Origin of the sequence: Streptomyces sp. NPDC005483 (assembly GCF_040606035.1) — a bacterium.
GTDB lineage: Bacteria > Actinomycetota > Actinomycetes > Streptomycetales > Streptomycetaceae > Streptomyces.
This window is the reverse complement of record NZ_JBEXEA010000043.1, coordinates 24,331-49,197: the sequence shown is the minus strand read 5'-3', so window position 1 is coordinate 49,197 and position 24,867 is coordinate 24,331. Positions and strand designations below refer to the sequence as shown.

Annotated in this window: 25 protein-coding genes; 6 read left to right on the top strand and 19 right to left on the bottom strand. The window is 70.4% G+C overall.

Translation table 11 applies throughout. The features are described 5' to 3' along the window. Positions 1-38: 38 nt before the first annotated feature. Positions 39-701: a vitamin K epoxide reductase family protein gene (locus ABZT06_RS43695; protein WP_355753901.1), complete on the bottom strand. Its 663-nt coding sequence runs from the start codon at positions 699-701 to the stop codon at positions 39-41. Positions 702-846: 145 nt separating this feature from the next. Between ABZT06_RS43695 and ABZT06_RS43690 the strand changes: the two genes are divergently transcribed. Genes ABZT06_RS43690 through ABZT06_RS43675 form a run of 4 tightly spaced genes read left to right on the top strand, consistent with a single transcriptional unit; the run spans position 847 to position 4,374 of the window. Further along, a complete protein-coding gene (locus ABZT06_RS43690; RefSeq protein ID WP_355753898.1) occupies positions 847-1,713 on the top strand; it encodes an ABC transporter ATP-binding protein in 867 nt (288 codons plus the stop codon). Next, positions 1,710-2,555, top strand: coding sequence for an ABC transporter permease (locus ABZT06_RS43685; protein WP_355753896.1), 846 nt, complete (start codon positions 1,710-1,712; stop codon positions 2,553-2,555). Before ABZT06_RS43690 ends, ABZT06_RS43685 begins: the two co-directional genes overlap by 4 nt. Beyond that, complete coding sequence (locus ABZT06_RS43680) at positions 2,513-3,751, top strand: sensor histidine kinase (protein WP_355753893.1); 1,239 nt, start codon at positions 2,513-2,515, stop codon at positions 3,749-3,751. Before ABZT06_RS43685 ends, ABZT06_RS43680 begins: the two co-directional genes overlap by 43 nt. Continuing rightward, entirely contained in the window at positions 3,748-4,374 is a 627-nt protein-coding gene (locus ABZT06_RS43675) for a response regulator transcription factor (protein ID WP_355753890.1), read from the top strand. Before ABZT06_RS43680 ends, ABZT06_RS43675 begins: the two co-directional genes overlap by 4 nt. A gap of 47 nt (positions 4,375-4,421) precedes the next feature. Here the strand turns inward: ABZT06_RS43675 and hisS are convergent, their stop codons facing one another. After that, positions 4,422-5,684, bottom strand: coding sequence for a histidine--tRNA ligase (hisS, locus tag ABZT06_RS43670; RefSeq protein ID WP_355753887.1), 1,263 nt, complete (start codon positions 5,682-5,684; stop codon positions 4,422-4,424). 11 nt (positions 5,685-5,695) lie between these two features. After that, the gene (locus ABZT06_RS43665; RefSeq protein WP_355753884.1) at positions 5,696-6,403 is read right to left on the bottom strand and encodes an MBL fold metallo-hydrolase; all 708 of its coding nucleotides are present in this window, start codon (positions 6,401-6,403) and stop codon (positions 5,696-5,698) included. A 180-nt stretch (positions 6,404-6,583) separates the two neighbouring features. On the opposite strand from ABZT06_RS43665, the gene ABZT06_RS43660 reads away from it, so the two are divergent. After that, a complete protein-coding gene (locus ABZT06_RS43660; RefSeq protein WP_355753881.1) occupies positions 6,584-7,402 on the top strand; it encodes a peptidylprolyl isomerase in 819 nt (272 codons plus the stop codon). 135 nt (positions 7,403-7,537) lie between these two features. Continuing rightward, positions 7,538-8,767: a DUF349 domain-containing protein gene (locus ABZT06_RS43655; protein WP_355753879.1), complete on the top strand. Its 1,230-nt coding sequence runs from the start codon at positions 7,538-7,540 to the stop codon at positions 8,765-8,767. Positions 8,768-8,822: 55 nt separating this feature from the next. Here the strand turns inward: ABZT06_RS43655 and ABZT06_RS43650 are convergent, their stop codons facing one another. From ABZT06_RS43650 to pgsA, 16 genes are all read right to left on the bottom strand, one after another. Then, complete coding sequence (locus ABZT06_RS43650) at positions 8,823-11,360, bottom strand: bifunctional (p)ppGpp synthetase/guanosine-3',5'-bis(diphosphate) 3'-pyrophosphohydrolase (RefSeq protein WP_355753876.1); 2,538 nt, start codon at positions 11,358-11,360, stop codon at positions 8,823-8,825. Between the two features lie 309 nt (positions 11,361-11,669). After that, the gene (locus ABZT06_RS43645; protein WP_355753874.1) at positions 11,670-12,209 is read right to left on the bottom strand and encodes an adenine phosphoribosyltransferase; all 540 of its coding nucleotides are present in this window, start codon (positions 12,207-12,209) and stop codon (positions 11,670-11,672) included. Continuing rightward, on the bottom strand, positions 12,206-13,312 hold the full coding sequence (gene secF / locus ABZT06_RS43640; protein ID WP_355753924.1) for a protein translocase subunit SecF: 1,107 nt from the start codon (positions 13,310-13,312) through the stop codon (positions 12,206-12,208). The genes ABZT06_RS43645 and secF overlap by 4 nt, the downstream gene beginning before the upstream one ends. Before the next feature lie 2 nt (positions 13,313-13,314). Beyond that, positions 13,315-15,072 carry a protein translocase subunit SecD gene (secD, locus tag ABZT06_RS43635; protein ID WP_355753873.1) on the bottom strand — a complete coding sequence of 586 codons (1,758 nt, stop codon included), beginning with the start codon at positions 15,070-15,072 and terminating at the stop codon, positions 13,315-13,317. Positions 15,073-15,203: 131 nt separating this feature from the next. Beyond that, the gene (yajC, locus tag ABZT06_RS43630) at positions 15,204-15,713 is read right to left on the bottom strand and encodes a preprotein translocase subunit YajC (protein ID WP_020117481.1); all 510 of its coding nucleotides are present in this window, start codon (positions 15,711-15,713) and stop codon (positions 15,204-15,206) included. 173 nt (positions 15,714-15,886) lie between these two features. Further along, positions 15,887-16,957: a Holliday junction branch migration DNA helicase RuvB gene (ruvB, locus tag ABZT06_RS43625; protein ID WP_355753869.1), complete on the bottom strand. Its 1,071-nt coding sequence runs from the start codon at positions 16,955-16,957 to the stop codon at positions 15,887-15,889. 10 nt (positions 16,958-16,967) lie between these two features. Beyond that, complete coding sequence (gene ruvA / locus ABZT06_RS43620; RefSeq protein WP_355753867.1) at positions 16,968-17,573, bottom strand: Holliday junction branch migration protein RuvA; 606 nt, start codon at positions 17,571-17,573, stop codon at positions 16,968-16,970. Further along, a complete protein-coding gene (ruvC, locus tag ABZT06_RS43615; RefSeq protein ID WP_355753865.1) occupies positions 17,570-18,121 on the bottom strand; it encodes a crossover junction endodeoxyribonuclease RuvC in 552 nt (183 codons plus the stop codon). Before ruvC ends, ruvA begins: the two co-directional genes overlap by 4 nt. 116 nt (positions 18,122-18,237) lie before the next feature. Then, the gene (locus tag ABZT06_RS43610; protein WP_355753864.1) at positions 18,238-18,990 is read right to left on the bottom strand and encodes a YebC/PmpR family DNA-binding transcriptional regulator; all 753 of its coding nucleotides are present in this window, start codon (positions 18,988-18,990) and stop codon (positions 18,238-18,240) included. Between the two features lie 49 nt (positions 18,991-19,039). Continuing rightward, complete coding sequence (gene pdxT, locus ABZT06_RS43605) at positions 19,040-19,645, bottom strand: pyridoxal 5'-phosphate synthase glutaminase subunit PdxT (protein ID WP_355753862.1); 606 nt, start codon at positions 19,643-19,645, stop codon at positions 19,040-19,042. Between the two features lie 6 nt (positions 19,646-19,651). After that, positions 19,652-20,557, bottom strand: a complete 906-nt coding sequence (gene pdxS, locus ABZT06_RS43600) for a pyridoxal 5'-phosphate synthase lyase subunit PdxS (protein ID WP_355753860.1) — start codon at positions 20,555-20,557, stop codon at positions 19,652-19,654. Positions 20,558-20,675: 118 nt separating this feature from the next. Further along, entirely contained in the window at positions 20,676-21,104 is a 429-nt protein-coding gene (locus ABZT06_RS43595; RefSeq protein WP_355753858.1) for a DUF6210 family protein, read from the bottom strand. A 4-nt stretch (positions 21,105-21,108) separates the two neighbouring features. Further along, entirely contained in the window at positions 21,109-21,651 is a 543-nt protein-coding gene (locus ABZT06_RS43590) for a hypothetical protein (protein ID WP_355753855.1), read from the bottom strand. A gap of 344 nt (positions 21,652-21,995) precedes the next feature. Next, positions 21,996-23,165 (bottom strand): glycosyltransferase family 4 protein, encoded by a 1,170-nt coding sequence (locus tag ABZT06_RS43585; protein WP_355753853.1) that lies wholly within the window; start codon positions 23,163-23,165, stop codon positions 21,996-21,998. Further along, positions 23,162-24,079: a phosphatidylinositol mannoside acyltransferase gene (locus ABZT06_RS43580; protein WP_355753851.1), complete on the bottom strand. Its 918-nt coding sequence runs from the start codon at positions 24,077-24,079 to the stop codon at positions 23,162-23,164. Before ABZT06_RS43580 ends, ABZT06_RS43585 begins: the two co-directional genes overlap by 4 nt. After that, positions 24,076-24,834: a phosphatidylinositol phosphate synthase gene (gene pgsA / locus ABZT06_RS43575; RefSeq protein WP_355753849.1), complete on the bottom strand. Its 759-nt coding sequence runs from the start codon at positions 24,832-24,834 to the stop codon at positions 24,076-24,078. Before pgsA ends, ABZT06_RS43580 begins: the two co-directional genes overlap by 4 nt. Positions 24,835-24,867 lie beyond the last annotated feature (33 nt).

The following is a 24,867-nucleotide window of genomic DNA, read 5'->3' as shown; positions in this document are numbered from 1 at the left end:
TCAAAACCCTATGTCACGCCACTGACAACGCCTGAGGCTCAGGCCCAGAGCTTGTCGCCCCAGCGGGTCAGGATCAGCATCGCGATGATGCCGCAGTGGGTGACCGGCAGGACCCAGGTGAACTCGGAGAGGAAGCGCTTGAGCCAGCCCGGCGACGGCAGCAGGTCGTTGCGGACGTTGAACGAGGTCACGTACCAGAACATCGTGATCGTCGCGACCCAGGCCAGCGAGCACCACAGGCACAGGGCGTTGATCCGGTACAGCGACTGGAACTGCAGCCAGGTGACGAAGGCCACGCCGAAGAGCGTGCCGAAGTTGAAGGTGAGCCAGTACCAGCGCGGGAAGGTGGCGCGCGTCAGCAGGCTCACGCCGACGCAGATGACGATGCCGTAGCAGACGAGGCCGAGCATCGGGTTGGGGAACCCGAAGGCGGCCGCCTGCTTGCTCTCCATCACGCTGCCGCAGGAGACGATCGGGTTGAGGGAGCAGCTCGGCGTGAACGTCTTGCCGCTGACCTTGCCCTCGAGGATCTTGAACTTGTCGATCGTGATGACCCACGCGGCGAGCAGTCCGGCGGCGCCGGTGATCACCAGCAGCAGGGCGAAGGCACGGCTGCCGCCCACCGTACGGGGCGCGGCGTCGGCGCTCGCCGACGAGGGCTCGGGCTCCGTGGAGACGTTTTTCACTGTGGTCTTGCTCATCACGCCGATCCGTCTGCTTGAGAGTTGGACCTTCTTCGGGCAGGGGCCATTGTGCCGCACGCGGAGGCTTGTCCACCGTTCGGTGGACATAAGGAAGTACGCACGGTCGTCCCTGAGCGTTCGGTTCCGGCCGAGGCTCGTGGGCATGACCACACAGGCGAGCGAACGCGCGGTGGACGTTCGAGGGTTGCGCAAGCGGTACGGCGACGTGACCGCGGTCGACGGGATCGATCTGGGCATCCGCAGGGGCGAGGTCTTCGGCCTGCTCGGGCCCAACGGCGCGGGCAAGAGCACCACGGTGGAGATCCTCCAGGGCAACCGTGGCCGGGACGCGGGTGAGGTGTCCGTGCTCGGCGTGGACCCGGCGCACGGCACGCGCGCGTGGCGATCCCGTGTGGGAATCGTCTGGCAGGACGAATCCGCGCCCGCCGAGTTGACGGTCGCGGAAACCGTCCGGCATTTCGCCCGCTACTACCCGCGGCCGCGGGACCCCGAGGAGGTCATCGGTCTGGTCGGTCTGGAGGCGAAGGCGGGCAGCCGGATCAAGGCCCTGTCGGGCGGCCAGCGCCGGCGCCTCGACGTGGCGCTCGGGGTGATCGGAGACCCCGAGCTGCTGCTCCTGGACGAGCCGACGACCGGTTTCGACCCGGCGGCCCGGCGTCAGTTCTGGGACCTGATCCGCAGGCTGTCCGGCGAGGGCACGACGATCCTGCTCACCACGCACTACCTGGAGGAGGCCGAGGCGCTCGCCGACCGGCTGGCCGTGGTCTCCCGGGGCAAGGTCGTCGCCGAGGGCGAGCCGGCCGCTCTGCGGGAACGGTACGGCTCCGGCGCCACCGTCGAGTGGACCGAGCCGGACGGCGCCCCGCGCGCGGAGCACACCGACACCCCGACCAGGACGGTCGCCGAGCTGATGCGCCGCTTCGACGGCGAGATCCCGGGCCTCCAGGTCAGCCGCCCCACGCTGGAGGACGTCTACCTCCGGCTCACCGGACAGGAGGACGCGCGATGACCACGACCGCGGTACGGTCCCGGACCGACGCCCGCGCGGAGCGGCTGCCCGGCGTCTGGGGGCTCGGGCTCCGGCGGGGCTCCCTCGAGATCAGGCAGTTCTTCCGCCAGCGCGACCAGGTGGTGTTCACCTTCGCCTTCCCGGTGGTCTTCCTGTTCCTGTTCGCGTCGATCTTCAGCGACGACGTGGAGGGGGCGGGCATCAAGGCCTCGCAGCTGTACGTCCCGGCGATGATGGCCGCCGGCATCATGTCGACGAGCTTCCAGTCGCTCGGTGTCTCGATCGCCGTCGAGCGGGACGAGAAGGTGCTGCGCCGACTGCGCGGGACACCGATGCCGCCGGCGGCGTACTTCCTCGGCAAGATCTGGCTGGTTCTCGTCACCGGCGTCCTGGAGACGGCGATCCTGCTGCTCGTCGGCACCACGCTGTACGACGTCGACCTGCCGTCGGACGCCGGCCGGTGGTTCGCCTTCGGCTGGATCTTCGTGCTCGGCCTCACGGCGTGCGCGCTGCTCGGCATCGCGATCAGTTCGGTGCCCAAGTCCGCCAAGAGCGCGAGTTCCGTGGTCGTCCTGCCCTTCCTGGTCCTGCAGTTCATCTCCGGGGTGTACATCGCGATCGACACGATCCCCGACTGGATGCTGAACATCGGCGCGCTGTTCCCGCTGAAGTGGATGTGCCAGGGGCTGCGCGGGGTGTTCCTGCCGGACTCGGCGCAGGTCCTGGAGCAGGCCGGCGGCTGGGAGTTCGGGCGCACCGCCCTGGTGCTGGGGGCGTGGTGCGTCGGAGGATTGCTGCTGTGTCTGCTGACCTTCCGGTGGAAGAACCGGCGCGACGGGTGAACGGTCCGGCGGACGCCGTGGGCGCGTACTCCTGGGACCGCTCCTTCCGGCTCTGGGACACCTACTTCGCGCTGATCTGGCTGGCCACCCTGGTGTTCGTGCTGGGCACGGGACACCCGGGGTGGCCGGTCCGCGTCACCGCGGCGGCGCTGCTGGTGCCGCTGGTCCCGCTCTTCGTACGGGTCGGGCGGCCCCTGCTCCAGCAGGATCCGCCCCTCGGGCGCGAGGCTCTCATCTACCTCGGCGCGATGATGGCGCTGTTCCTGCCCTCGGCGATCCTGGTCGGCGAGACCCGGCTGATGACCTTCGCGCTCGTCCCGCAGTGCTTCATGACGCTGCGGATGCGGTGGGCGCTGACCGCCGTGGCCGTGATCAACCTCGCGCCCGTGGTGGGCTGGGCACTGCTGTGGTGGCCGAGCGACCAGGACGTCTTCTTCAACGGCATGTTCGCCGTCGTCACCCTGGTCTTCTCGGTGGCCGTCGGCAGCTATGTCATCCGGATCATCGAGCAGAGCCAGGAACGGGCGGCGCTGATCGCCGAGTTGGACTCCAGCCGGCACGAGGTCTCGCGGCTGTCGGCGGCGCACGGGGCGCTGGCCGAGCGGGAGCGGATGGCCCGGGAGATCCACGACACCCTCGCGCAGGGCTTCACCAGCCTGCTGATGCTGGTCCAGGCCGTCGAGGCCGAGCTCGACCATGACGTGCCGCAGGCCCGCCGCCATCTGGCCCTGATGGACGAGACGGCCCGGCTGAACCTCGCCGAGGCCCGGGCCCTGGTCGCCGGCGGCACTCCGGCCGACCTGGACGGTGCGACGCTGCCGGACGCCCTGTTCCGGCTGGCGACCCGGCACTCCGCCGAGCTCGACGTGACCGGCCCGGTCCGTCCGCTGCCCGCGGGCCCCGAGGTCGTCGCCCTGCGCGCGTGCCAGGAGGCGCTCACGAACTGCCGTAAGCACGCCGGAAGTTCGGCGACGGTGGGTATCGAACTCGGCTACGCCGACGACAGCCTCACCCTCGTCGTGCGGGACGACGGCGACGGCTTCGACCCGGGGGCCGTCTGTGACGGCTACGGTCTGGCGGGGCTCCGCGCCCGCGCCGCCGAGGTCGGCGGGACGGTCGGGGTGCACAGCGCGCCCGGCGGCGGCACCACGGTCACCGTCCGCCTGCCCGTACCACCCCCGAGGAGCTGTTCATGATCCGGATCATCCTGGCCGACGACCACCCCGTCGTACGGGAGGGCCTGCGGGCCATGCTGACGGCGGAGCCGGACCTGGAGGTGATCGCGGACGCGTCCAGCGGGCCGCAGGCGGAGGCGCTGGCCGCGGCGCTCCGGCCCGACATCGTGCTGATGGACCTGCGGATGCCGGGCGGCTCGGGCGTGGAGTCGATCGGGCGGATGACGGAGGCGGGGCTGCCCTGCCGGATCATCGTCCTGACGACGTACGAGACGGACGGGGACATCCTGCGGGCCGTGGAGGCGGGCGCGGCGGGTTATCTCCTCAAGGACCTGCCCCGGGCCGAACTGGCCGAGTCCGTACGGGCCGCCGCACGCGGCGAGACCGTCCTGGCTCCCACGGTCGCCGCCCGCCTGGTCGACCAGTTGCGCACCAGACCGGAACGTCCGCGGCTCTCGGAGCGCGAGACGGCGGTGCTGCGCCTGGTGGCGGAGGGCTGCACGAACGCGGAGATCGGGCGCAGGCTGTTCATCGGCGAGTCGACGGTGAAGACCCATCTCCTGCGCGTCTTCGGCAAGTTGGGAGTCGCCGACCGGACGGCCGCCGTGACGAGCGCGATGCGGTACGGACTCCTCGACCAGTGAGGGAAGGGCGCCGGCCACATGCCCGGCGCCCTTCACCCGCGGTACTGCTAACCGAGCCTGGACTCCAGCTCCGCCACGATCTCGTTGACCCCGATCGCCGACTGCTCCCCGGACTCCATGTCCTTGAGCTGTACGACGCCCTCGGCGAGGTCGCGCTCACCGGCGACGATCGTGTAGCGGGCGCCGCTGCGGTTGGCGTTCTTCATGGCGCTCTTGAGGCCCTTGACGCCGTAGGAGAAGCCGGTGGCGATGCCGAGCTTGCGCAGCTCGATCACCTTGGCGAAGAGAATCCGCCGCGCCTCCTCGCCCAGCGGGACCGCGAACACGCTGGTCGTGGGGGGCAGTTCGAGCTCGACGCCCTCCGCCTCCAGTGCGAGGACCGTACGGTCGACGCCGAGCGCCCAGCCGACGGACGGGAGCGCGGGGCCGCCGATCATCTCCGACAGACCGTCGTAGCGGCCGCCGCCGCCCACCGCGGACTGGGAGCCCAGGCCGTCGTGGACGAACTCGAAGGTCGTACGGGTGTAGTAGTCGAGGCCGCGCACCAGCTTCGGGTCGTCCTCGAAGGCCACCCCGGCCGCGGTGATCAGCTCGCGGACCTCCTCGTGGTACGCCTTGCAGGCGTCGCAGAGGTAGTCGCGCAGCAGCGGGGCGTCTCCGAGCTGCTTCTGCACCTCCGGGCGCTTGTCGTCGAGGACGCGCAGCGGGTTGATCTCCGCGCGGCGCAGGGTCTCCTCGTCGAGGTCGAGGCCCCGGAGGAAGGTCTGCAGCGCCTCCCGGTACACCGGGCGGCACTCCTTGTCGCCCAGGCTGTTGAGCAGGATGCGGAAGTTCCTGAGGCCCAGCGAGCGGTACGCCTGGTCGGCCAGGATGATCAGCTCGGCGTCCAGCGCCGGGTCCTCGGCGCCGATCGCCTCGGCGCCGACCTGCGAGAAGTGCCGGTACCGGCCCTTCTGCGGACGCTCGTAGCGGTAGTACGAGCCGGAGTACCAGAGCTTGACCGGCAGGTTGCCGAGCTTGTGCAGGTTCGCCTCCAGCGCCGCGCGCAGCACGGACGCCGTGCCCTCGGGGCGCAGGGCCAGCTTGGTGCCGCCCTTGGTCTCGAAGGCGTACATCTCCTTGGTGACGATGTCGGTGGACTCGCCAACCCCGCGCGCGAACAGCTCCACGTTCTCGAAGCCGGGCGTCTCGATGTAGCCGTAGCCGGAGGTGCGCAGGGGTGCGGCGATCGCGTCGCGGACGGCCAGGAACTTGGCGCTGTCCGGCGGGATCAGGTCGTACGTGCCCTTGGGGGCCTGAAAGGTGCTCACGAAGTCTCTCGTCACATTCCTCGTCGGGGAGCCTCGGAGGCTCCCTGGCCGGCGGCCACTTCCCGCAGATACGGGTTGGTGGCGCGCTCCTGGCCGATGGTCGTCTGGGGGCCGTGGCCGGACAGCACCACGGTCGAGTCGTCGAGCGGCAGGCACACGCGCGCCAGCGAGTCGAGCATCTCGGCCATGTCACCGCCGGGCAGGTCGGTGCGTCCGATGGAGCCGGCGAAGAGCAGATCCCCTGAGAAGAACACGGACGGGATCTCCGCGGTCTCGGGCATCTGGAAGGTCACCGACCCCTTGGTATGGCCGGGCGCGTGCGCGACGGACAGTTCCAGCCCCGCCAGCTCCAGCTTCGCGCCGTCGGTCAGCACCCTGACGTCGTCCGGCTCGCCCACGGTGATCTCGCCCATCAGCGGCATGCCGATCGACCGGCCGAGACCCATCGACGGGTCGTTCATCATGTACCGGTCCTCGGGGTGGATCCAGGCCGGCACGTCGTGCGCGCCGCAGACCGGGACGACCGAGGCCACGTGGTCGATGTGGCCGTGGGTGAGGACGACGGCGACGGGCTTGAGCCGATGCTTCTTCAGCGCTTCCTCGACGCCTTCGGCGGCCTGGTGGCCGGGGTCGATGATCACGCACTCCTCACCGGCGGCGGGGGCGACGAGATAACAGTTCGTCCCCCAGGCCCCGGCGGGGAACCCGGCAATGAGCACGATCGTCCTCGGTTTGTGTCGGTACGGGCGGTCTTCCGGGCAGCTGCCCCAGTGGTCAGAGCCTACCGGCGCTGCCGATTCCTCAGCGAACCCATATACGGTACGGGGCACACGCAGGCGGTCGGTTCATAGGACGCATGCGTACCGGTCGGCGGACGAGACGCATGAGGAGAGAACCCCGTGGTCACCCAGGAACAGCGGAAGCGGCAGCTCGCGCGGGAGAAGTTCTTGCGGCAGCAGCAGCGGCGCACGGCCGCGCGCCGCAAGGCCCGCGTACGCAACTCTGTGATCGCGTCGGTGCTCGGCGTGGTCCTGGTGGGCAGCCTCGCGCTCTACACCTCCGGGGTCATGAAGAGCGACGACAAGGCCAACGCGAGCTCCCGGACGAGCCCCAGTGCGGCGGCCACCAGCAAGGCGCCGGACCCGTGCGACAAGCCCGCCGCCGGCAAGGTCGAGACGCAGACCTGGAAGAAGGAGCCGGCGATGTCCATCGACGAGTCGGCCAAGTACACCCTGGACCTCGCGACGACCTGCGGCAAGATCGACATCGCGCTGAAGGCGTCGGCGGCCCCGCACACCGTGAACTCGTTCGACTTCCTCGCGAACAAGGGCTTCTTCGACCACACCAAGTGCCACCGGCTCACCACCAACGGCATCTACGTCCTGCAGTGCGGCGACCCGACGGGCTCCGGCAGCGGCGGGCCGGGCTACACCATCCCGGACGAGAATCTGAAGGACAAGAGCCTCAAGTCCAACGTCTACCCGGCGGGCACCGTCGCGATGGCGAACACCGGGCAGGCGCACACTGGAGGTAGCCAGTTCTTCCTGGTCTACCAGGACAGCCAGCTGCCCCCGAGCTACACCCCGTTCGGGACCATCTCGGAATCCGGTATGAAGGTGCTGAAGAAGATCGCCGCGGCCGGTGAGAGCACCGGCGCGGGCGACGGCGCGCCGAACGCGACCGTCGTGATCAACAAGGCGACTGTCACCAAATCCTGACCGTCAACTGCGGAATTTCGGTCGCGCGGGATGCGGACAGGCAACCCGCCGGTCGCCTATGTTGGCCGTGACGAAACTGTGGACGATGCCCGGGGGCGAGCGAGCCTCCCGCAGGCATCATGTGGAGGAGGCGCTGTGAGCAGCGACCCGTGGGGCCGCGTCGACGAGACGGGGACCGTGTACGTGCGTACGGCCGACGGCGAGCAGGTCGTCGGTTCCTGGCAGGCCGGCTCCCCCGACGAAGCCCTGGCCTACTTCGAGCGCAAGTACGAGGGCCTGGTTGTCGAGATCGGCCTCCTCGAGAAGCGAGTGAAGACCACCGACCTGTCGGCGAAGGACGCTTCTGCGGCCATCGACCACATCCGCGAGCAGGTCGACGCGCATCACGCGGTCGGCGACCTGGACGCGCTCAAGGTGCGGTTGGACAAGCTCGTGGAGACCGTCGACAAGCGCCGCGAGGAGCGCAAGCAGCAGCGCGCGAAGCAGTCCGACGAGGCCCGGCACGCCAAGGAGGCGCTGGTCGTCGAGGCGGAGGAACTGGCCCAGTCCGACCAGTGGCGGGCCGCCGGTGAGCGGTTGCGCGCGCTGGTGGACACCTGGAAGGGGCTGCCGCGCCTGGACCGCAAGTCCGACGACGAGCTCTGGCACCGCTTCTCGCACGCCCGCTCGGCGTTCTCCAAGCGCCGCAAGGCCCACTTCGCGTCGCTGGACGCGCAGCGCGAGGATGCCCGCAGGACCAAGGAGCGGCTGGTCGGCGAGGCCGAGGCGCTGTCCGGGTCGACGGACTGGGGTCCGACGGCCGCCCGCTACCGCGAGCTGATGGCCGAGTGGAAGGCCGCGGGCCGCGCCCAGCGCGAGCACGAGGACGACCTGTGGAACCGCTTCCGCGGCGCCCAGGACGTGTTCTTCGCCGCCCGCAGCTCGGTCTTCGCCGAGCGTGACGCGGAGCAGACCGAGAACCTCAAGCTGAAGGAGGAGCTGGCCGAGGAGGCCGAGAAGCTCCTGCCGATCGGCGACCTGAAGACCGCCCGCGCCGCCTTCCGTACCCTCAACGAGCGCTGGGAGGCCATCGGTCACGTCCCGCGGGACGCCCGGCCGAAGGTCGAGGGCCGGATGCACGCCGTGGAGCGCGCCCTCCAGGAGGCCGAGGAGACCGAGTGGCGCCGGACCAACCCGGAGGCACGCGCGCGTGCCGCGGGTCTGACCGGTCAGCTCCAGGCTGCCGTGGACAAGCTCAGGGGCCAGATCGACCAGGCGCGCGCCCAGGGCAACAACGCCAGGGCCGACAAGCTGGAGCGTGAGCTGGAGGGCCGCCAGGCGCTCCTCGACCAGGCGCTCAAGGGTCTCGAGGAGTTCGGCGGCTGAGAAAGCCGTACACACGAAAGGGCCCCGGTTTCCCGGGGCCCTTTTCGCATGTCGTCTACGACCGGTTCCGCGCCGATGTCACGCGGTACACGTCGTACACGCCCTCCACGCCCCTGACCGCCTTCAGGACGTGGCCGAGGTGCTTCGGGTCGCCCATCTCGAAGGTGAAGCGGGAGGTGGCGACGCGGTCGCGGGAGGTCTGGACGGCCGCGGAGAGGATGTTGACGTGCTGGTCGGACAGGACGCGGGTGACGTCGGACAGGAGCCGGGAGCGGTCCAGGGCCTCGACCTGTATGGCGACCAGGAACACCGAGGACTGCGTGGGCGCCCATTCGACCTCGAGGATGCGCTCGGGCTCGCGGGACAGTGACTCCACGTTGACGCAGTCGCTGCGGTGAACCGATACACCACTACCCCGGGTGACGAAGCCGATGATCGGGTCGCCCGGGACGGGGGTGCAGCAGCGGGCCAGCTTGACCCACACGTCGTCGACGCCCTTGACCACGACACCGGGGTCCTGGTTGCTCCGCCGCTTGCGACCGCGGGTGCGGGACGGCGGGACCGCCTCGTCCATCTCCTCGGTGGCCGCCTCCTCGCCGCCGAGCGCCTGGACCAGCTTCTGCACGATGTTCTGCGCGGAGACATGGCCCTCGCCGATCGCCGCGTACAGGGCGGAGATGTCGGAGTAGCGCATCTCGTGCGCGAGCGTGACGAGGGAGTCGCCGGTGAGGATGCGCTGGATCGGCAGGTTCTGCTTGCGCATCGCGCGGACGATGGCGTCCTTACCCTGCTCGATCGCCTCGTCGCGGCGCTCCTTGGAGAACCAGGCGCGGATCTTGTTGCGGGCCCGCGGCGACTTCACGAAGTTCAGCCAGTCCCGGGACGGCCCGGCCCCGGGCGCCTTGGACGTGAAGACCTCGACGAGGTCGCCGTTGTCCAGGGTCGACTCCAGCGGCACGAGACGGCCGTTGACGCGGGCTCCTATGGTGCGGTGGCCCACCTCGGTGTGCACCGCGTACGAGAAGTCCACCGGGGTGGCGCCGGCTGGCAGCGCTATGACGTCGCCCTTGGGGGTGAAGACGAAGACCTCGTTGCGCGAGAGGTCGAAGCGCAGGGACTCCAGGAACTCACCGGGGTCCTCGGTCTCCTTCTGCCAGTCGAGGAGCTGGCGCAGCCACGCCATGTCGTTGAGGTGGTCGTCCTTGCCGGTGGTCCTCGGCTGGTCCGAGCGGACCTTGGAGGTGCCGGCGACGGCCTCCTGCTTGTACTTCCAGTGCGCGGCGATGCCGTACTCGGCGCGGCGGTGCATGTCGAACGTGCGGATCTGGAGTTCGACGGGCTTGCCGTTGGGGCCGATGACCGTGGTGTGCAGCGACTGGTACATGTTGAACTTCGGCATCGCGATGTAGTCCTTGAACCGGCCGGGGACCGGGTTCCATCGCGCGTGCACGGTGCCGAGAGCGGCGTAGCAGTCGCGGACGGTGTCCACGAGGACCCGGATGCCGACCAGGTCGTAGATCTCCGCGAAGTCGCGGCCGCGGACGATCATCTTCTGGTAGACGCTGTAGTAGTGCTTCGGGCGGCCGGTGACAGTGGCCTTGATCCGGGCCGCGCGCAGGTCGGACTGCACCTCGTCGGTCACTATGGCCAGGTACTCGTCACGCTTGGGCGCCCGCTCGGCCACCAGCCGTACGATCTCGTCGTACATCTTGGGGTAGAGGATCGCGAACGCGAGGTCCTCCAGCTCCCACTTGATGGTGTTCATGCCGAGGCGGTGGGCGAGCGGCGCGTAGATCTCCAGCGTCTCGCGCGCCTTCTTCTCCTGCTTCTCGCGCTTGAGGTAGCGCATGGTGCGCATGTTGTGCAGGCGGTCGGCGAGCTTGATGACCAGCACGCGCGGGTCCTTGGCCATGGCCACGACCATCTTGCGCACGGTCTCGGCCTGCGCGGCCTCGCCGAACTTGACCTTGTCCAGCTTGGTGACGCCGTCGACGAGCAGCGCGACCGAGTCGCCGAAGTCGCGGCGGAGCTGGTCGAGGCCGTACTCGGTGTCCTCGACCGTGTCGTGCAGCAGGCCGGCCATCAAGGTCGCCGGGTCCATGCCGAGCTCGGCGAGGATCGTGGTCACCGCGAGGGGGTGGGTGATGTACGGGTCGCCGCTCTTGCGCTTCTGGCCGCGGTGCCAGCGCTCGGCGACCTGGTAGGCGCGCTCGATCTGGCGCAGGGTCGCGGTCTCGATCTTCGGGTCGTTGCTGCGCACTATCCGCAGCAGGGGCTCGAGGACCGGGTTGTACGGGTTGGAGCGCTGCACGCCGAGCCGGGCGAGACGGGCGCGGACGCGGTTCGAGGAGCCGGTGCGGGCGGGCTGGCCCGTATTCGGGCGGACCGCGGGGGCCGACTGCGCGGAGCTCTCGGCCGGGGCCGGCTTGGGCCGGGCCGACTCGGCCGGCTTGTCGACGGGCGCGGACTGGGCGTGCTCGACCGGCCCGCGGGCGTCGTTCGTCGCGTTCTTCGCGTCCGGCGCGGGCTTCGCCGCGGGCGCCGAGCCGGGCTCGGGCTTGGCGGCGGTCAGTGGCTGGGCCTCGTCTGGCAAGAGGACTCCTCGTGCGCGATCCGAATCCCCCGGTCAGGCTCCGGAGAACCCATGGTAGCGATCCTGCGCCCCGGGATCGCTACCAGCCCGATGTGAGGGACGTCTACCGGTGGAACGCGTGGCGCGGCAGTCGGCATTCCGGTCGGTGTCCCGCGGGTGCCGGTGGGGCGTGCAGAGGCCCCCAGGGGCTTCGGTCCGTCGGCGGCGAACGCGCCGTCGTGGCTGGTCGCGCGGTTCCCCCGGCCGCACGAGCGCGAAACGGCCGCCCCGGAGAGCCCGGGGCGGCCGTTTCCGTAGCGTACTGGTGGGTCAGACCACGAGCAGTGCCTCCAGCGGAGCACCCGCCAGGGCCGGCTCCAGGCGGGCCCGCCCGCCCAGGAAGCCCAGCTCCATCAGGACCGCCAGGCCCGCGACCTCGGCACCCGCCCTGCGGATCAGCTCGATCGAGGCCTCGGCCGTACCGCCCGTGGCCAGGACGTCGTCGACGATCAGGATGCGGTCGTCGGCGGACAGGTCCTCCGCGTGCACCTCGATCTCCGCCGAGCCGTACTCCAGGTCGTACGCCTGGCTGAGGGTCGCCCCGGGGAGCTTGCCCGCCTTGCGCACGGGGATGAAGCCGAGTCCCGCGCGGACGGCGACCGGGGCGCCGAGGATGAAGCCGCGGGCCTCCAGGCCGACGATCTTCGTGGCACCGGTGTTCGCGGCGACCACGGCCAGCGCGTCGGTGAGCGCCGTGAACGCCGCCGGGTCCGCCAGGAGCGGGGTGATGTCCTTGAACATCACGCCCGGCTCCGGGTAGTCGGCCACATCACGGATACGGCTGAGCAGCAGCTCCTCGATGCCCGTCATCGGCGCTTACCCGACGGACGGCCACGGCCGCGGCCACGGGACGCGGGCTGGGTGCGGGGACCGACGACTGCGTGGGCGGCGTCGTCGTCCGGCTCGTCGGAGACGGGACGCGTGTCGGCCGGCTGCCCCTCGGCGGACGCCTGGGCGCGCTTGGCCAGGACCCGCTTCTTGAGGGCCTTCATCGCCGGCTCGCGCTCCTTGAGGTCGGCGACGAGCGGCGTGGCGATGAAGATCGAGGAGTACGCACCGGCGGCGAGGCCGACGAACAGCGACAGCGAGATGTCGTTGAGCGTGCCCGCGCCGAGGAAGCCGCCACCGATGAACAGCAGGCCCGCCACCGGAAGCAGCGCGACCACCGTGGTGTTGATCGAGCGCACCAGGGTGCTGTTGATCGAGCGGTTGGCGATGTCGCTGTAGGTCTCGCGGTTCTGCTTGGTGATGTCCTTGGTCTGCTCCTTGAGGGAGTCGAAGACGACCACCGTGTCGTAGAGCGAGTAACCGAGGATGGTCAGCAGACCGATCACCGTGCCCGGCGTGACCTCGAAGCCGACGAGGGCGTAGATGCCGACGGTGATGGTGATGTCGTGGATCAGGGCGACGAGGGCGGCGATGGCCATGCGCCACTCGAAGGCGATCGCCAGATAGATCACGACGAGGACCATGAAGATCACCAGGCCCTGCCAGGCCTTCTTGGCGATCTGGTCACCCCAGCTGGGCCCGACCAGGTCGGCGGCGATAGTCTCCGGGTCCACCTTGAAGTCCTTGGCCAGATCGGTCTTGACCTGGTCGGACTGCTTGGTGTCCATGTCGGCGATCTGGATGCGCAGCGTGCCGTTGCCGAGCTTCTGGACGACGGCGTCGTGGCCGGAGGCCTCCTTCGCGAAGTCCTCTGCCTGGGAGACCGAGACGCTGGTCTTCTGGGTGGTGAAGACAGCGCCGCCCTGGAAGTCGATGCCCATGTTGAGGCCGCGTACCGCGAGGCCCAGGATCGCCGTGATGGTGATCAGGATCGAGATGCCGTACCAGAGCTTGCGGTGACCGATGAAGTCGTAGCTGATCTCGCCACGGTGCAGTCGGGCGCCGAGGTTGCCGAGTTTCGACATGCTCACGCCTCCTTCGTCTCAACGGGGGCGGCTGGACGGCGGGTGCGGCGCAGCGGCGGCTTGGCACCCAGGCTCTCCGGGTCGAGCCCGGACCACTTGCTGCCGCTGGCGAAGAACTTCCGGCGGGCCAGCAGCGTCATCAGCGGCTTGGTGAAGAAGAAGACCACGACCACGTCGAGCACGGTGGTCAGACCGAGCGTGAACGCGAAGCCCTGCACCTTGCCGACCGTCACGATGAACAGCACCGCGGCGGCGAGGAACGACACGAAGTCGGAGACCAGGATGGTGCGCCGGGCACGCGGCCAGGCCCGTTCGACGGCGGGGCGCAGCGAGCGGCCCTCGCGGATCTCGTCCCTTATGCGTTCGAAGTACACGATGAACGAGTCCGCGGTGATACCGATCGCGACGATGGCACCGCACACGGCCGGCAGGTTCAGCGCGAAGCCGATGGCCGGGCCGAGCAGCGCCATGAGCACGTAGGTGAGGATGGCGGAGACGAGCAGCGAGGCCATCGCGACGAGAGACAGACCCCGGTAGTAGGCCACCAGGTAGACGACGACCAGGAGGAGGCCGATGGCACCCGCGAGGAGACCGGCGTGCAGCTGGTCACCGCCGAGCGCCGCGGTCACCGTGGTGACGCTCTGCTCCTGGAAGGAGAGCGGGAGGGCACCGTACGACAGCATGTTCGCGAGGTTCTGGGCCTCCTTCTGCGTGAAGCTGCCGGAGATCTGGGCGCTGCCGCCGGTGATCGAGGAGCTGACGTAGGGGCTGGAGACGACGTCGCCGTCGAGGACGATGCCGAACTCGTTCTGCGGCGAAGAGTTCTTCGCGAGCTGGCCCGTGACGTCCGCGAACTTCTTGGCGCCCTTGCTGTTGAAGGTCATGGTGACCTGCCAGCCGGAGGCGTTCTGGGTGTCGAAGACCGCCTGGGCCTTCTTGACCTCGGTGCCGTCGACGGCGGCCGGGCCGAGCAGGTACTTGTACCAGACGCCGGAGCTCTCGCCGCAGCCCACGGTGGTCTCGCCCGGCTTGGCGCCTTCGCCCGCGGTGGTGCGCTGCGCCTTCTTGGAGCAGTCCAGGGCGGTGTACTGGGCCTGGAGCTTGGCCTCGGCGGCGGAGGGAGCGGTGCTCGCGGGGGCCGACGGGGACGCGGAGCTCGACGCGCTCGCGGACGCCGACGGCGTGGCGTCGGCCTTCAGCGCGTCGGTGACGGCGCGGCCCTGCGAGCTGGCGGAGGCCGACGGGGAGGACGACGAGGTCGCCTTCTCACCCGTGGAGCCGGACTTGCTCGCGGAGGGGCTCGGCGACGCGGTCGAGGAGCCGCTGGCGGAGGGGCTCGGCGAGGCGGCGGCGGGGCCGGTGGCGTCCTGCGCGAGGACCGGACGGAAGTACAGCTTGGCGGTGGTGCCGACCTGGTCGCTGGCCTCCTTGGAGTTCGTGCCCTTGGGGATGTTCACGATGATGTTGCGATCACCCTGGGTCTGCACCTCCGCCTCGGAGACGCCCAGGCCGTTGACACGGCGGTTCATGATGTCGACCGCGGTGTCCATGTTGGCCTTGTTGATCGCGGACCCCTGGTCGGCCTTGGCCTCCAGCGTGATGCTGGTGCCTCCGGCAAGGTCGATGCCGAGACGCGGGGTGGTGTGTCCGGAGAGGAACATTCCACCGGTGAGCGCCACGATGGCGATCAGGATCAGGGCCAGCGTGCGCCCTGGCTTGCTCTGGGCACTCGCGCTCCGGCCCCTTTTGGGTGCTGCCACCTTCTCGTACTCCCTCTCGGGCCGCTCTCGCGCCGGATCGGCGGGCGGGCGGCCATGACTGGTGTCGGGATCCCGTGCGAGCCACGCAGGTCCGGGGCGCGCCGAGCTGGCCCGCGCGCCCCGGAGTGCGACTACTTCGCGTCGGAGTCGCCGTCGGTCTTCTTCGGCTCGTCGTCCGACTTCGCCTCGGCGGCCTCGGCGGGCGCGTCGTCGGCGGGCTCCTCGGCCGTGTCCTTCTTACCGAGGTCGACGGACTTCTCGTCGGAGGCGGCGGCAGCTTCGTCGGCGGACTCGTCGGTCTCGGTGAGGGAGGAGGCGTCGTCCGGGACGACGTCGGAGTCGGACTTCAGGTCGTGCTCGATGCCGTGGACGATGCGGTTGTACTCGTCGTCGGTCAGGACGGCACCGATGGAGTTCTTCGCGAAGAGAAGATCGACGCCGGGAGCGGCGTCGAGGAGGACCGTGTCCTCGTTGACCTCCTTGACCGTGGCGTACATGCCCCCGATGGTGCGGACGCCGCTGCCGGGCTGCATGTCGTTCCGCATGCTCGCGGCCTGCTGCTGCTTCTTCTTGGCCGAGCGGGTCATCAGGAACATGGCCCCGATGAGCACGATGAACGGGAGGAGGGTCACGAGACTCACGGGTCGGTACTTCCTTCACGCGACCGCGATGTGAGCGGCCTGATGGTTGGGGGTATGTCTGCCGTCGGCAAGGGCGGCATCGGCGGAGTCTAAGCGAGTCCGCGCGCAGGGAACAACGCTCAGCATCGCACCTGGGTTCCGGACCCGGCCAATGCTTCGCCGTCACAAAGGCATCACGTCCCGAACAGGTCCTGTTGTCCGTTTCCTGTGGACGCCGAGCGGGGCGGGGTGAGGCCGAGATGGGCCCATGCGGCGGGTGTGGCGACCCGTCCGCGCGGGGTGCGGGCGAGCAGACCCTCCCGTACCAGGAAGGGCTCGGCCACCTCTTCGACGGTCTCGCGCTCCTCCCCCACCGCGACCGCGAGCGTGGACAGGCCGACCGGGCCGCCGCCGAAGAGCTTGAGCAGGGCCACCAGGACGCCGCGGTCGAGGCGGTCGAGGCCGCGGGCGTCGACCTCGTAGACCTTGAGGGCCGCCGCGGCGATGTCGCGTGTGATGATCCCGTCGGCCTTGACCTGGGCGTAGTCGCGCACCCGGCGCAGCAGGCGGTTGGCGATACGGGGCGTGCCGCGGGAGCGTCCCGCGATCTCGGCGGCGCCGTCGGAGCCGATCTCGACGTCGAGCAGGTCGGCCGAGCGGTGGATGACGCGCTCCAGCTCGGCGGGCTCGTAGAACTCCATGTGGGCGGTGAAGCCGAAGCGGTCGCGCAGCGGGGGCGGCAGCAGGCCCGCGCGCGTGGTGGCGCCGACCAGGGTGAACGGCGGCAGGTCCAGGGGGATGGCGGTGGCGCCGGGGCCCTTGCCGACGATGACGTCGACGCGGAAGTCCTCCATCGCCATGTAGAGCATCTCCTCGGCGGGCCGCGACATGCGGTGGATCTCGTCGAGGAAGAGGACCTCGCCCTCCTGGAGGGAGGAGAGGATCGCGGCGAGGTCGCCGGCGTGCTGGATGGCGGGACCGCTGGTGATGCGGATCGGGGCGTTCATCTCGGCCGCGATGATCATCGAAAGGGTGGTCTTGCCGAGTCCGGGGGCGCCGGAGAGCAGTACGTGGTCGGCGGTGGCGCCGCGCGCGCGGGCGGCCCGCAGGACCAGGTCGAGCTGTTCGCGGACCTTCTCCTGGCCGATGAACTCGTCCAGGTCCTTGGGGCGCAGGGCGGCCTCGACGGCCTGGTCCTCACGGTCGGCGGACGCACCGACGAGCCGCTCGGCGGCGGTCTCGTCGGTGGTGTCGTCCCAGTTCACTGACGTTCTCCTAGCGGGCGCGGTTCAGGGTTTGCAGGGCGGCCTTCAGCAGCTGGCCGACCTGGGGCGTGCCCTCGGCCGCCTCCGCCTGGGGGGTCACGGCGGTGACGGCCTCGTCGGCCTCGCGCGTGGCGTAGCCGAGGCCGATCAGAGCGGCGTGCAGTTGATCGCGCCAGCCCTGGGTGACCGGGGCGCCGATCGCGGGGGCGCCGATCGGTTCGCCGAGCCGGTCCCTGAGTTCCAGGAGCAGCTTCTGGGCGCCCTTCTTGCCGATGCCGGGCACGGCGATGAGCGCCTTCTCGTCACCCGTGGCCACCGCGCGGCGCAGCGCGTCCGGCGCGTGCACGGCCAGCATGGCCTGGGCCAGCCGGGGGCCGACTCCGCTGGCGGTCTGCAGCAGTTCGAAGACCTGGCGTTCGTCGTCGTCGACGAAGCCGTAGAGGGTGAGGGAGTCCTCGCGGACGACGAGGGAGGTGGCGAGCTTGGCCAGCTGACCGAGGCGCAGGGTCGACAGCGTGTTCGGCGTGCATTGCACCGCCATGCCGACACCGCCGACCTCGACCACCGCGGCGTCGGGAGCGAGTGCGGCGACTGTGCCGCTCACGAAGGCGATCATGCCGTACGGCCTTTCCGTGCTGTGGTCCGTGCTGTGGCTGTGTGCAGGGCGACGGCCTGCTGGAGCCGGTTCTGGGCGGGCGCGCGCCAGATGTGGCAGATGGCGAGGGCGAGGGCGTCGGCGGCGTCGGCCGGCTTGGGCGGCGCGTCGAGTCGCAGCAGGCGGGTGACCATGGCACCGACCTGGGCCTTGTCGGCGCGCCCGCTGCCGGTGACGGCGGCCTTGACCTCGCTCGGGGTGTGCAGGGCGACGGGGATGCCGCGGCGGGCGGCACACAGCATGGCGACGGCGCTTGCCTGGGCCGTGCCCATCACCGTACGGACGTTGTGCTGGCTGAACACCCGCTCCACGGCCACGAATTCGGGCCGGTGCTCGTCCAGCCACTGTTCGATGCCCTGCTCGACGGCGACGAGGCGCTGCCCCAACTCGGCGTCCACGGGCGTGCGCACGACACCGACGCCGACCATCGTGAGCGGCCGGCCGGCAACTCCCTCGACCACACCGACACCGCACCGCGTCAGTCCGGGGTCCACCCCGAGTACGCGCACCGCGCCCCCTCCTTCGATCTCCTGTTTGTGCAGGCTATCTGCTGCCACCGACAACGGCGGCGGGCCGGTGGGGTGTGTCCCACCGGCCCGCCGGATCCGCTCAGTTCGCGGCAGCGTTACGCGTCGACCTTCTCCATGACCTCGTCGCTCACGTCGAAGTTGGCGAAGACGTTCTGCACGTCGTCGCTGTCCTCGAGCGCGTCGATCAGCCTGAAGATCTTCCTGGCGCCGTCCTCGTCCAGTTCGACCTGCATGGTCGGGACGAAGTTGGCGTCGGCGGAGTCGTAGTCGATCCCGGCGTCCTGGAGGGCGGTGCGGACGGCGACCAGGTCGGTGGCCTCGCTGAGCACCTCGAAGGACTCGCCCAGGTCGTTGACCTCCTCGGCGCCCGCGTCCAGGACGGCGCCGAGCACGTCGTCCTCGGAGAGCTCGCCCTTGGGGACGATGACGACGCCCTTGCGGTTGAAGAGGTACGACACCGAACCGGGGTCGGCCATGTTGCCGCCGTTGCGGGTCATGGCGACGCGCACGTCGGAGGCGGCGCGGTTGCGGTTGTCGGTCAGGCACTCGATGAGCACCGCGACGCCGTTGGGGCCGTAGCCCTCGTACATGATCGTCTCGTAGTCGGCGCCGCCGGCCTCGAGACCGCCGCCACGCTTGATCGCGGAGTCGATGTTCTTGTTCGGAACAGACGACTTCTTCGCCTTCTGCACGGCGTCGAAAAGCGTCGGATTGCCGTCGAGGTCCACGCCGCCCATGCGCGCCGCGACCTCGATGTTCTTGATCAGCTTCGCGAAGAGCTTGCCGCGCTTGGCGTCGATCACGGCCTTCTTGTGCTTCGTCGTGGCCCATTTAGAGTGGCCGGACATCTGCCTGTCTCCTTCGCGTAACCCATCTCTGCAACCAACGCCTGAGATCCTACAAGGACTCCCGCGTCCGGTACGCGCGCACCATGTCGACAAAGAGAGAGTGCACGCGATGGTCGCCGGTCAGTTCCGGGTGGAACGACGTGGCGAGGGCGTTGCCCTGGCGGACCGCGACGATGTGGCCGTCGTGCTCGGCGAGCACCTCGGCCTCGGCACCGACGGACTCCACCCAGGGGGCACGGATGAAGACGCCCTCCACGGGGGCGCCCGGAACTCCCCTGACGTCGACCGCGGCCTCGAAGGACTCGTTCTGACGTCCGAAGGCGTTGCGGCGCACGATCATGTCGATGCCGCCGACGGTCTCCTGGCCCGAGCGCGGGTCGAGGATCTTGTCGGCCAGCATGATCAGGCCCGCGCAGGTGCCGTAGACGGGCATGCCGTCCCGCACCCGCGCGCGGAGCGGCTCCATCACGCCGAACAGGACCGCCAGCTTGGAGATGGTGGTGGACTCGCCGCCAGGGATGACGAGGCCGTCCACCTCGGCGAGTTCCTCCGGGCGCCGCACCGGCCTGGCCACGGCGTCAGCCGCGGCCAGGGCCACGAGGTGCTCCCGGACGTCGCCCTGGAGGGCCAGGACGCCTATGACAGGAGTGCTCATGAGTGGTTACCAGCCGCGGTTGGCGTAGCGCTCGGTCTCGGGGAGGGTGTCGCAGTTGATGCCGACCATGGCCTCGCCGAGGTTGCGGGACGCGTCCGCGATGATCTTCGGGTCGTCGTAGAAGGTGGTTGCCTTCACAATGGCGGCGGCACGCTTGGCCGGGTCACCGGACTTGAAGATGCCGGAGCCGACGAAGACGCCCTCGGCGCCGAGCTGGCGCATCAGCGCGGCGTCGGCGGGGGTGGCGACGCCGCCGGCGGAGAACAGCACGACCGGCAGCTTGCCGAGCTCGGCGACCTCCTTGACGAGCTCGTACGGGGCGCGCAGGTCCTTGGCGGCGGCGTACAGCTCGTTGTTGTCGTAGCCGCGCAGGCGGGCGATCTCGTTCTTGATCTGGCGCAGGTGGCGGACGGCCTCGACGACGTTGCCGGTGCCGGCCTCGCCCTTGGAGCGGATCATGGCGGCGCCCTCGGCGATCCGGCGCAGGGCCTCGCCCAGGTTGGTGGCACCGCAGACGAAGGGGGTCGTGAAGGCGAACTTGTCGCTGTGGTTGACCTCGTCGGCCGGGGTGAGGACCTCGGACTCGTCGATGTAGTCGACGCCGAGGGACTGCAGGACCTGGGCCTCGACGAAGTGGCCGATGCGGGACTTGGCCATGACCGGGATCGAGACGGCCTCGATGATGCCCTCGATCATGTCCGGGTCGGACATACGGGCCACGCCGCCGTCCTTGCGGATGTCGGCGGGGACCCGCTCCAGCGCCATGACGGCGACGGCGCCCGCGTCCTCCGCGATCTTCGCCTGCTCCGGCGTGACGACGTCCATGATCACGCCGCCCTTGAGCTGCTCCGCCATACCGCGCTTCACGCGCGCGGTGCCGATCTCGGGAGCCTGGTTCTCGGTGCTGGACACGGGTTGACCTCGCTGAAGTGAAAGGGATTACTGCAGCACCGAGGAAACGTCACGGGACCAGGCCACAGCAAGGGCCAATGGGGAGCCGGTGGATCGTTCTGCTCCTCCAAGGGCCGGGTCAGTCGGAGTTCTCCCAGGTCAGAACGCCAGGGCCGTCAGGTGTGAGCACCGGCACCCATGCCTCGTCGGCCTCGGCCAGGCGGGACTCGTCGAGGACCAGGGGCGCGGGCCACAGGTCGTCGCGGTTCGCGGAGCCGTGGACGTGCAGCGCGACGGCGCTCCTCAGCCGGTCGAGCAACTCGGGCGACCAGGTCAGGCCACGGGAGCCGGCCCTTTTCAGCTCGCCGAAGAAGATCTCCCTCAGCTCCTCGTCGACGGCCCGTCCCGGCACGGGCAGCAGATAGCCCTCCTGCTCGTACGGGACGCAGCCGTGGCCGCCGCCCTGCACCTCGTAGACGACGCCGGTCGGCGCCGCCACGACGACGAAAACGGTGCCGTTGCCGTTGCCCTCCAGGTCCAGGAAGACCCGGCGTCGCGCGTCGGTCATCGTCCTACGCGGCCCGGTCCACCAGGGCCGCGGGCGGCTCGTCGTCCATCTCGAAGGCCATCGGGAAGGGGGCGTGGCCGGCCAGGCGGAACCAGCGGACCTTGCGGTGCTGGCGCAGTCGGCGGGCGGCGCCGACGGCGTCGTTGTGGAAGCGGCGGGCCATGGGAACCCGGCGTACCGCCTCGGTGAGCTCGTGGGCGGCCGCCTCTCCCCCGGGCGCCTCGCGGACCGCCTCCACCTGGGCCGGCTCCGCGAAGACGGCCCGCAACGCCTGGCTCAGCTCGCTCTCGGCGACCTCCCGCTGCTCCTCCTCGGCCTGCCGGGCGGCGTGCGCGGCCTCGTACAGGACGATCGACGCGGCCGGGTCGAGCACGCTCGCGGTGGCCAACTCCTGGGCCACGGAGGCCCGGCGGAGCAACTGCGCGTCCAAGCCCGCGCGCGTGGCGTCGATCCTGGCGTGCAGCCGGTCGAGACGGCCCGCGGTCCAGCTCAGATAAAGGCCGATCGCGACGAGCGCGACGAGAATCCAGATGAGGGTGGGAGTCACGGGCAGCAAGGCTATCGGGGCGGGTCGAGGCGGGGTGGGTCGGCACAGGGGTGGGCCGGACACGGGGAAGGGCCGGACACGGGGATGGATGCGCGGCCCGAACTCCCCCGGCGCGCCCTCGTGGCGTGGGTGCCGCCGCCGGGTGACCGAGCGCGGGGCGAGTCAGCCGGTTCCGTGCCGGCGTGCCGGCGCCCGTGATCCGCTCACCACATCCGGTCCCAGCCCTGACAGTCACCGCAAGCCGACCAATCCTCACTCCGGCGACCGACCGGCCCGTCCGCGGGTTCACCCGGTCCGTCATCACCCCAGCCCACCGCACGCCGGCCCGGTCGCCGCCGCGGCGGTCAGTCCCGGGCGAGTCCCAGCCGTGCCCGCAGCCCCGGCCCCCGGTCGTCGTCCGCCGCCGCGACCGCCGCCGCGCCCGATGTCACCGTCTCGTAGACCGACAGGATGTCCGCCCCCACGGTCGACCAGTCGAACCGGCGGACGTGTGCGCTGCCTCGCTCGCGCAGTTCGGCCAGTCTCGCCGGGTCGCCGAGCAGCCGTACCGCCGCCTCGGCGAGCGCGTCCGCGTCCTCGTTGGCGAAGAGCTCGCCCGCCGCGCCGTGGTCGAGGACCTGGGCGAAGGCGTCGAGGTCCGACGCGAGTACCGGAGCCCCTGCCGACATGGCCTCGACCAGGATGATCCCGAAGCTCTCGCCGCCGGTGTTGGGGGCGACGTACAGGTCGACGCTGCGCAGGAAGCGGGCCTTGTCCCGGTCGCTGACCATGCCGAGGAACTCCACGCGCGCGCGCAGTTCCTCGGGAAGGGACTCCACCGCCTCCTCCTCGTCGCCGCGCCCGGCGACCAGCAGCCGGGTCTGCGGGCGCTCGGCGAGGATCCGGGGCAGGGCCTTCATCAGCACCGGCAGGCCCTTGCGGGGCTCGTCGATGCGCCCCATGAAGCCGATCGTGTCGCCCTGCCACTCGGGCTTCGGTTCGGCCTTGGCGAAGAAGTCGACGTCGACGCCGTTGGGGATCACCACCGCGTCGCCGCCGAGGTGCTCGACCAGTGTGCGGCGGGCGTACTCGCTGACGGCGATCCGGGCGCTGATCTTCTCCAGGGCGGCCTGGAGGATCGAGTACGCGGCGACCATGACCCGGGAGCGCGGGTTCGAGGTGTGGAAGGTGGCGACGATCGGGCCCTGCGCGGCCCAGCAGGTCAGCAGGCCGAGCGACGGCGAGGACGGCTCGTGGATGTGGACCACGTCGAACTCGCCGTCGTGCAACCAGCGGCGCACCCGTGCCGCCGACAGGAAGCCGAAGCTCAGCCGGGCCACCGAGCCGTTGTACGGCACCGGGACCGCGCGGCCGGCCGAGACGACGTACGGGGGCAGCGGGGTGTCGTCGTCGGCCGGGGCGAGGACGGACACCTCGTGGCCGAGGCGGATGAAGTACTCGGCGAGATCGCGGATGTGGAACTGGACGCCACCCGGCACGTCCCAGGAGTACGGGCAGACGATGCCGATTCTCACGGGCGGGCCCCGTCCGACGGCCGGGGTTCGAGGTCCTTCAGCCACAAACGCTGCAGCATGTGCCAGTCCTCCGGATGGTCGGCGATCCCGGTGGCGAAGGCATCGGCCAGCGCCTGTGCCATGACAGACGTCTTTTCGGCCCGTGTACCTGTCTCGGGCACCTCGACCGGGGGGTGCACCCTTCCCTGCATGACGGGCGAGTCGTCGTACCAGAGTGTCACCGGCAGCAGCAGCGCGCCCGTCTGCTGGGCCAGCAGGGCCGGGCCCGCGGGGATGCGGGTCGCCTCGCCGAAGAACTGCACCTCGACCCCGGACGACGACAGGTCGCGCTCGGCGACCAGGCAGACCAGGCCGCCGTCCCGCAGCCGCCGGGCCAGCGTGCCGAACGCGGTGCCGCCGCTGTGCGGGAGTACCTCCATGCCGAGGCCCTCGCGGTAGGCGACGAAACGGTCGTAGAGCGTCTCCGGCTTCAGCCGTTCGGCGACCGTCGTGAACGGCGTCTCCAGCTTGGTGGTGACCCAGGCGCCGGCGAGGTCCCAGTTGGCCATGTGCGGCAGCGCGAGGACGACGCCCTTGCCGGCGGCGAGCCCGTCGGTGAGGTGGTGCAGGCCCTTGGGGTCGAAGCCGGCCTTGATGCGGTCCTTGCTCCAGGCCGGCAGCCGGAAGGACTCCATCCAGTAGCGCAGGTACGACCGCATGCCCGCGCGCGAGAGTTCGGCGAGGCGATCGGGGCTCGCGTCGGGCACCACGCGCGCGTAGTTGCTCTCCAGCCGGAGCACTCCCTTGCCGCGCCGTTTCCAGGCCAGGTCGGCGATGCTCTGGCCGAGACGCACGGCGACCGGCTCGGGGAGCTTCTTCACCGCGCCCCAGCCGAGGCCGTACAGCGAGTCGGTCAGCCGCTCCTGGACGCTCACTTCGCGGCCTCGCTCCCCTGCTCCTGGGACGTCTTGGGCTCCCGGGGCTCCTTCTCGGCGGCGGCCGACCCGATGTCACCCGACCCGACGGCGCCCGACTCGCCCGCACCCGACTCCGCCGCGGCCTCCTCGGCCTCGGCCGACTCCCGGCGGACCGTGACGACCCGCTGGATGAGCGTGACCAGGCTTCCCACGGCGACGATCCACAGGGCGACCGGCAGCAGGTACTGGATGCCGGGCACGCCGAACTTGTGCAGGCCCGCGAGGCCGGCCGCGACCAGGGAGATCACCAGGCGCTCGGCGCGCTCGACGAGCCCGTTGACGGCGACCGGCAGCCCGATCGACTCGCCCCGGGCCTTCGTGTACGACACCACCTGGCCGCTGGCCAGGCAGAAGATGGAGACCGCGCACAGGGCGATGTCGTCGCCCCCGCCCGCGTACCAGAGGGCGAAGCCGCCGAAGATGGCGCCGTCGGCGACCCGGTCGAGCGTGGAGTCCAGGAAGGCGCCCCAGCGGCTGGAACGGCCGAGCTGACGGGCCATGTTGCCGTCGACGAGGTCGGAGAACACGAACAGCGTGATCACGACCGTGCCCCAGAAGAACTCCCCCATGGGGTAGAAGACCAGCGCGCCCGCGACCACTCCGGCGGTGCCGAGGAGCGTGACCGTGTCGGGGCTGACGCCCCTCCTGATCAGAAACGAGGCGAACGGAGTGAGAACACGCGTGAAGAATGCACGCGCGTACTTGTTCAGCATGGCCTTCCCGACGGTCGGTGTGGCCGGCTCGGC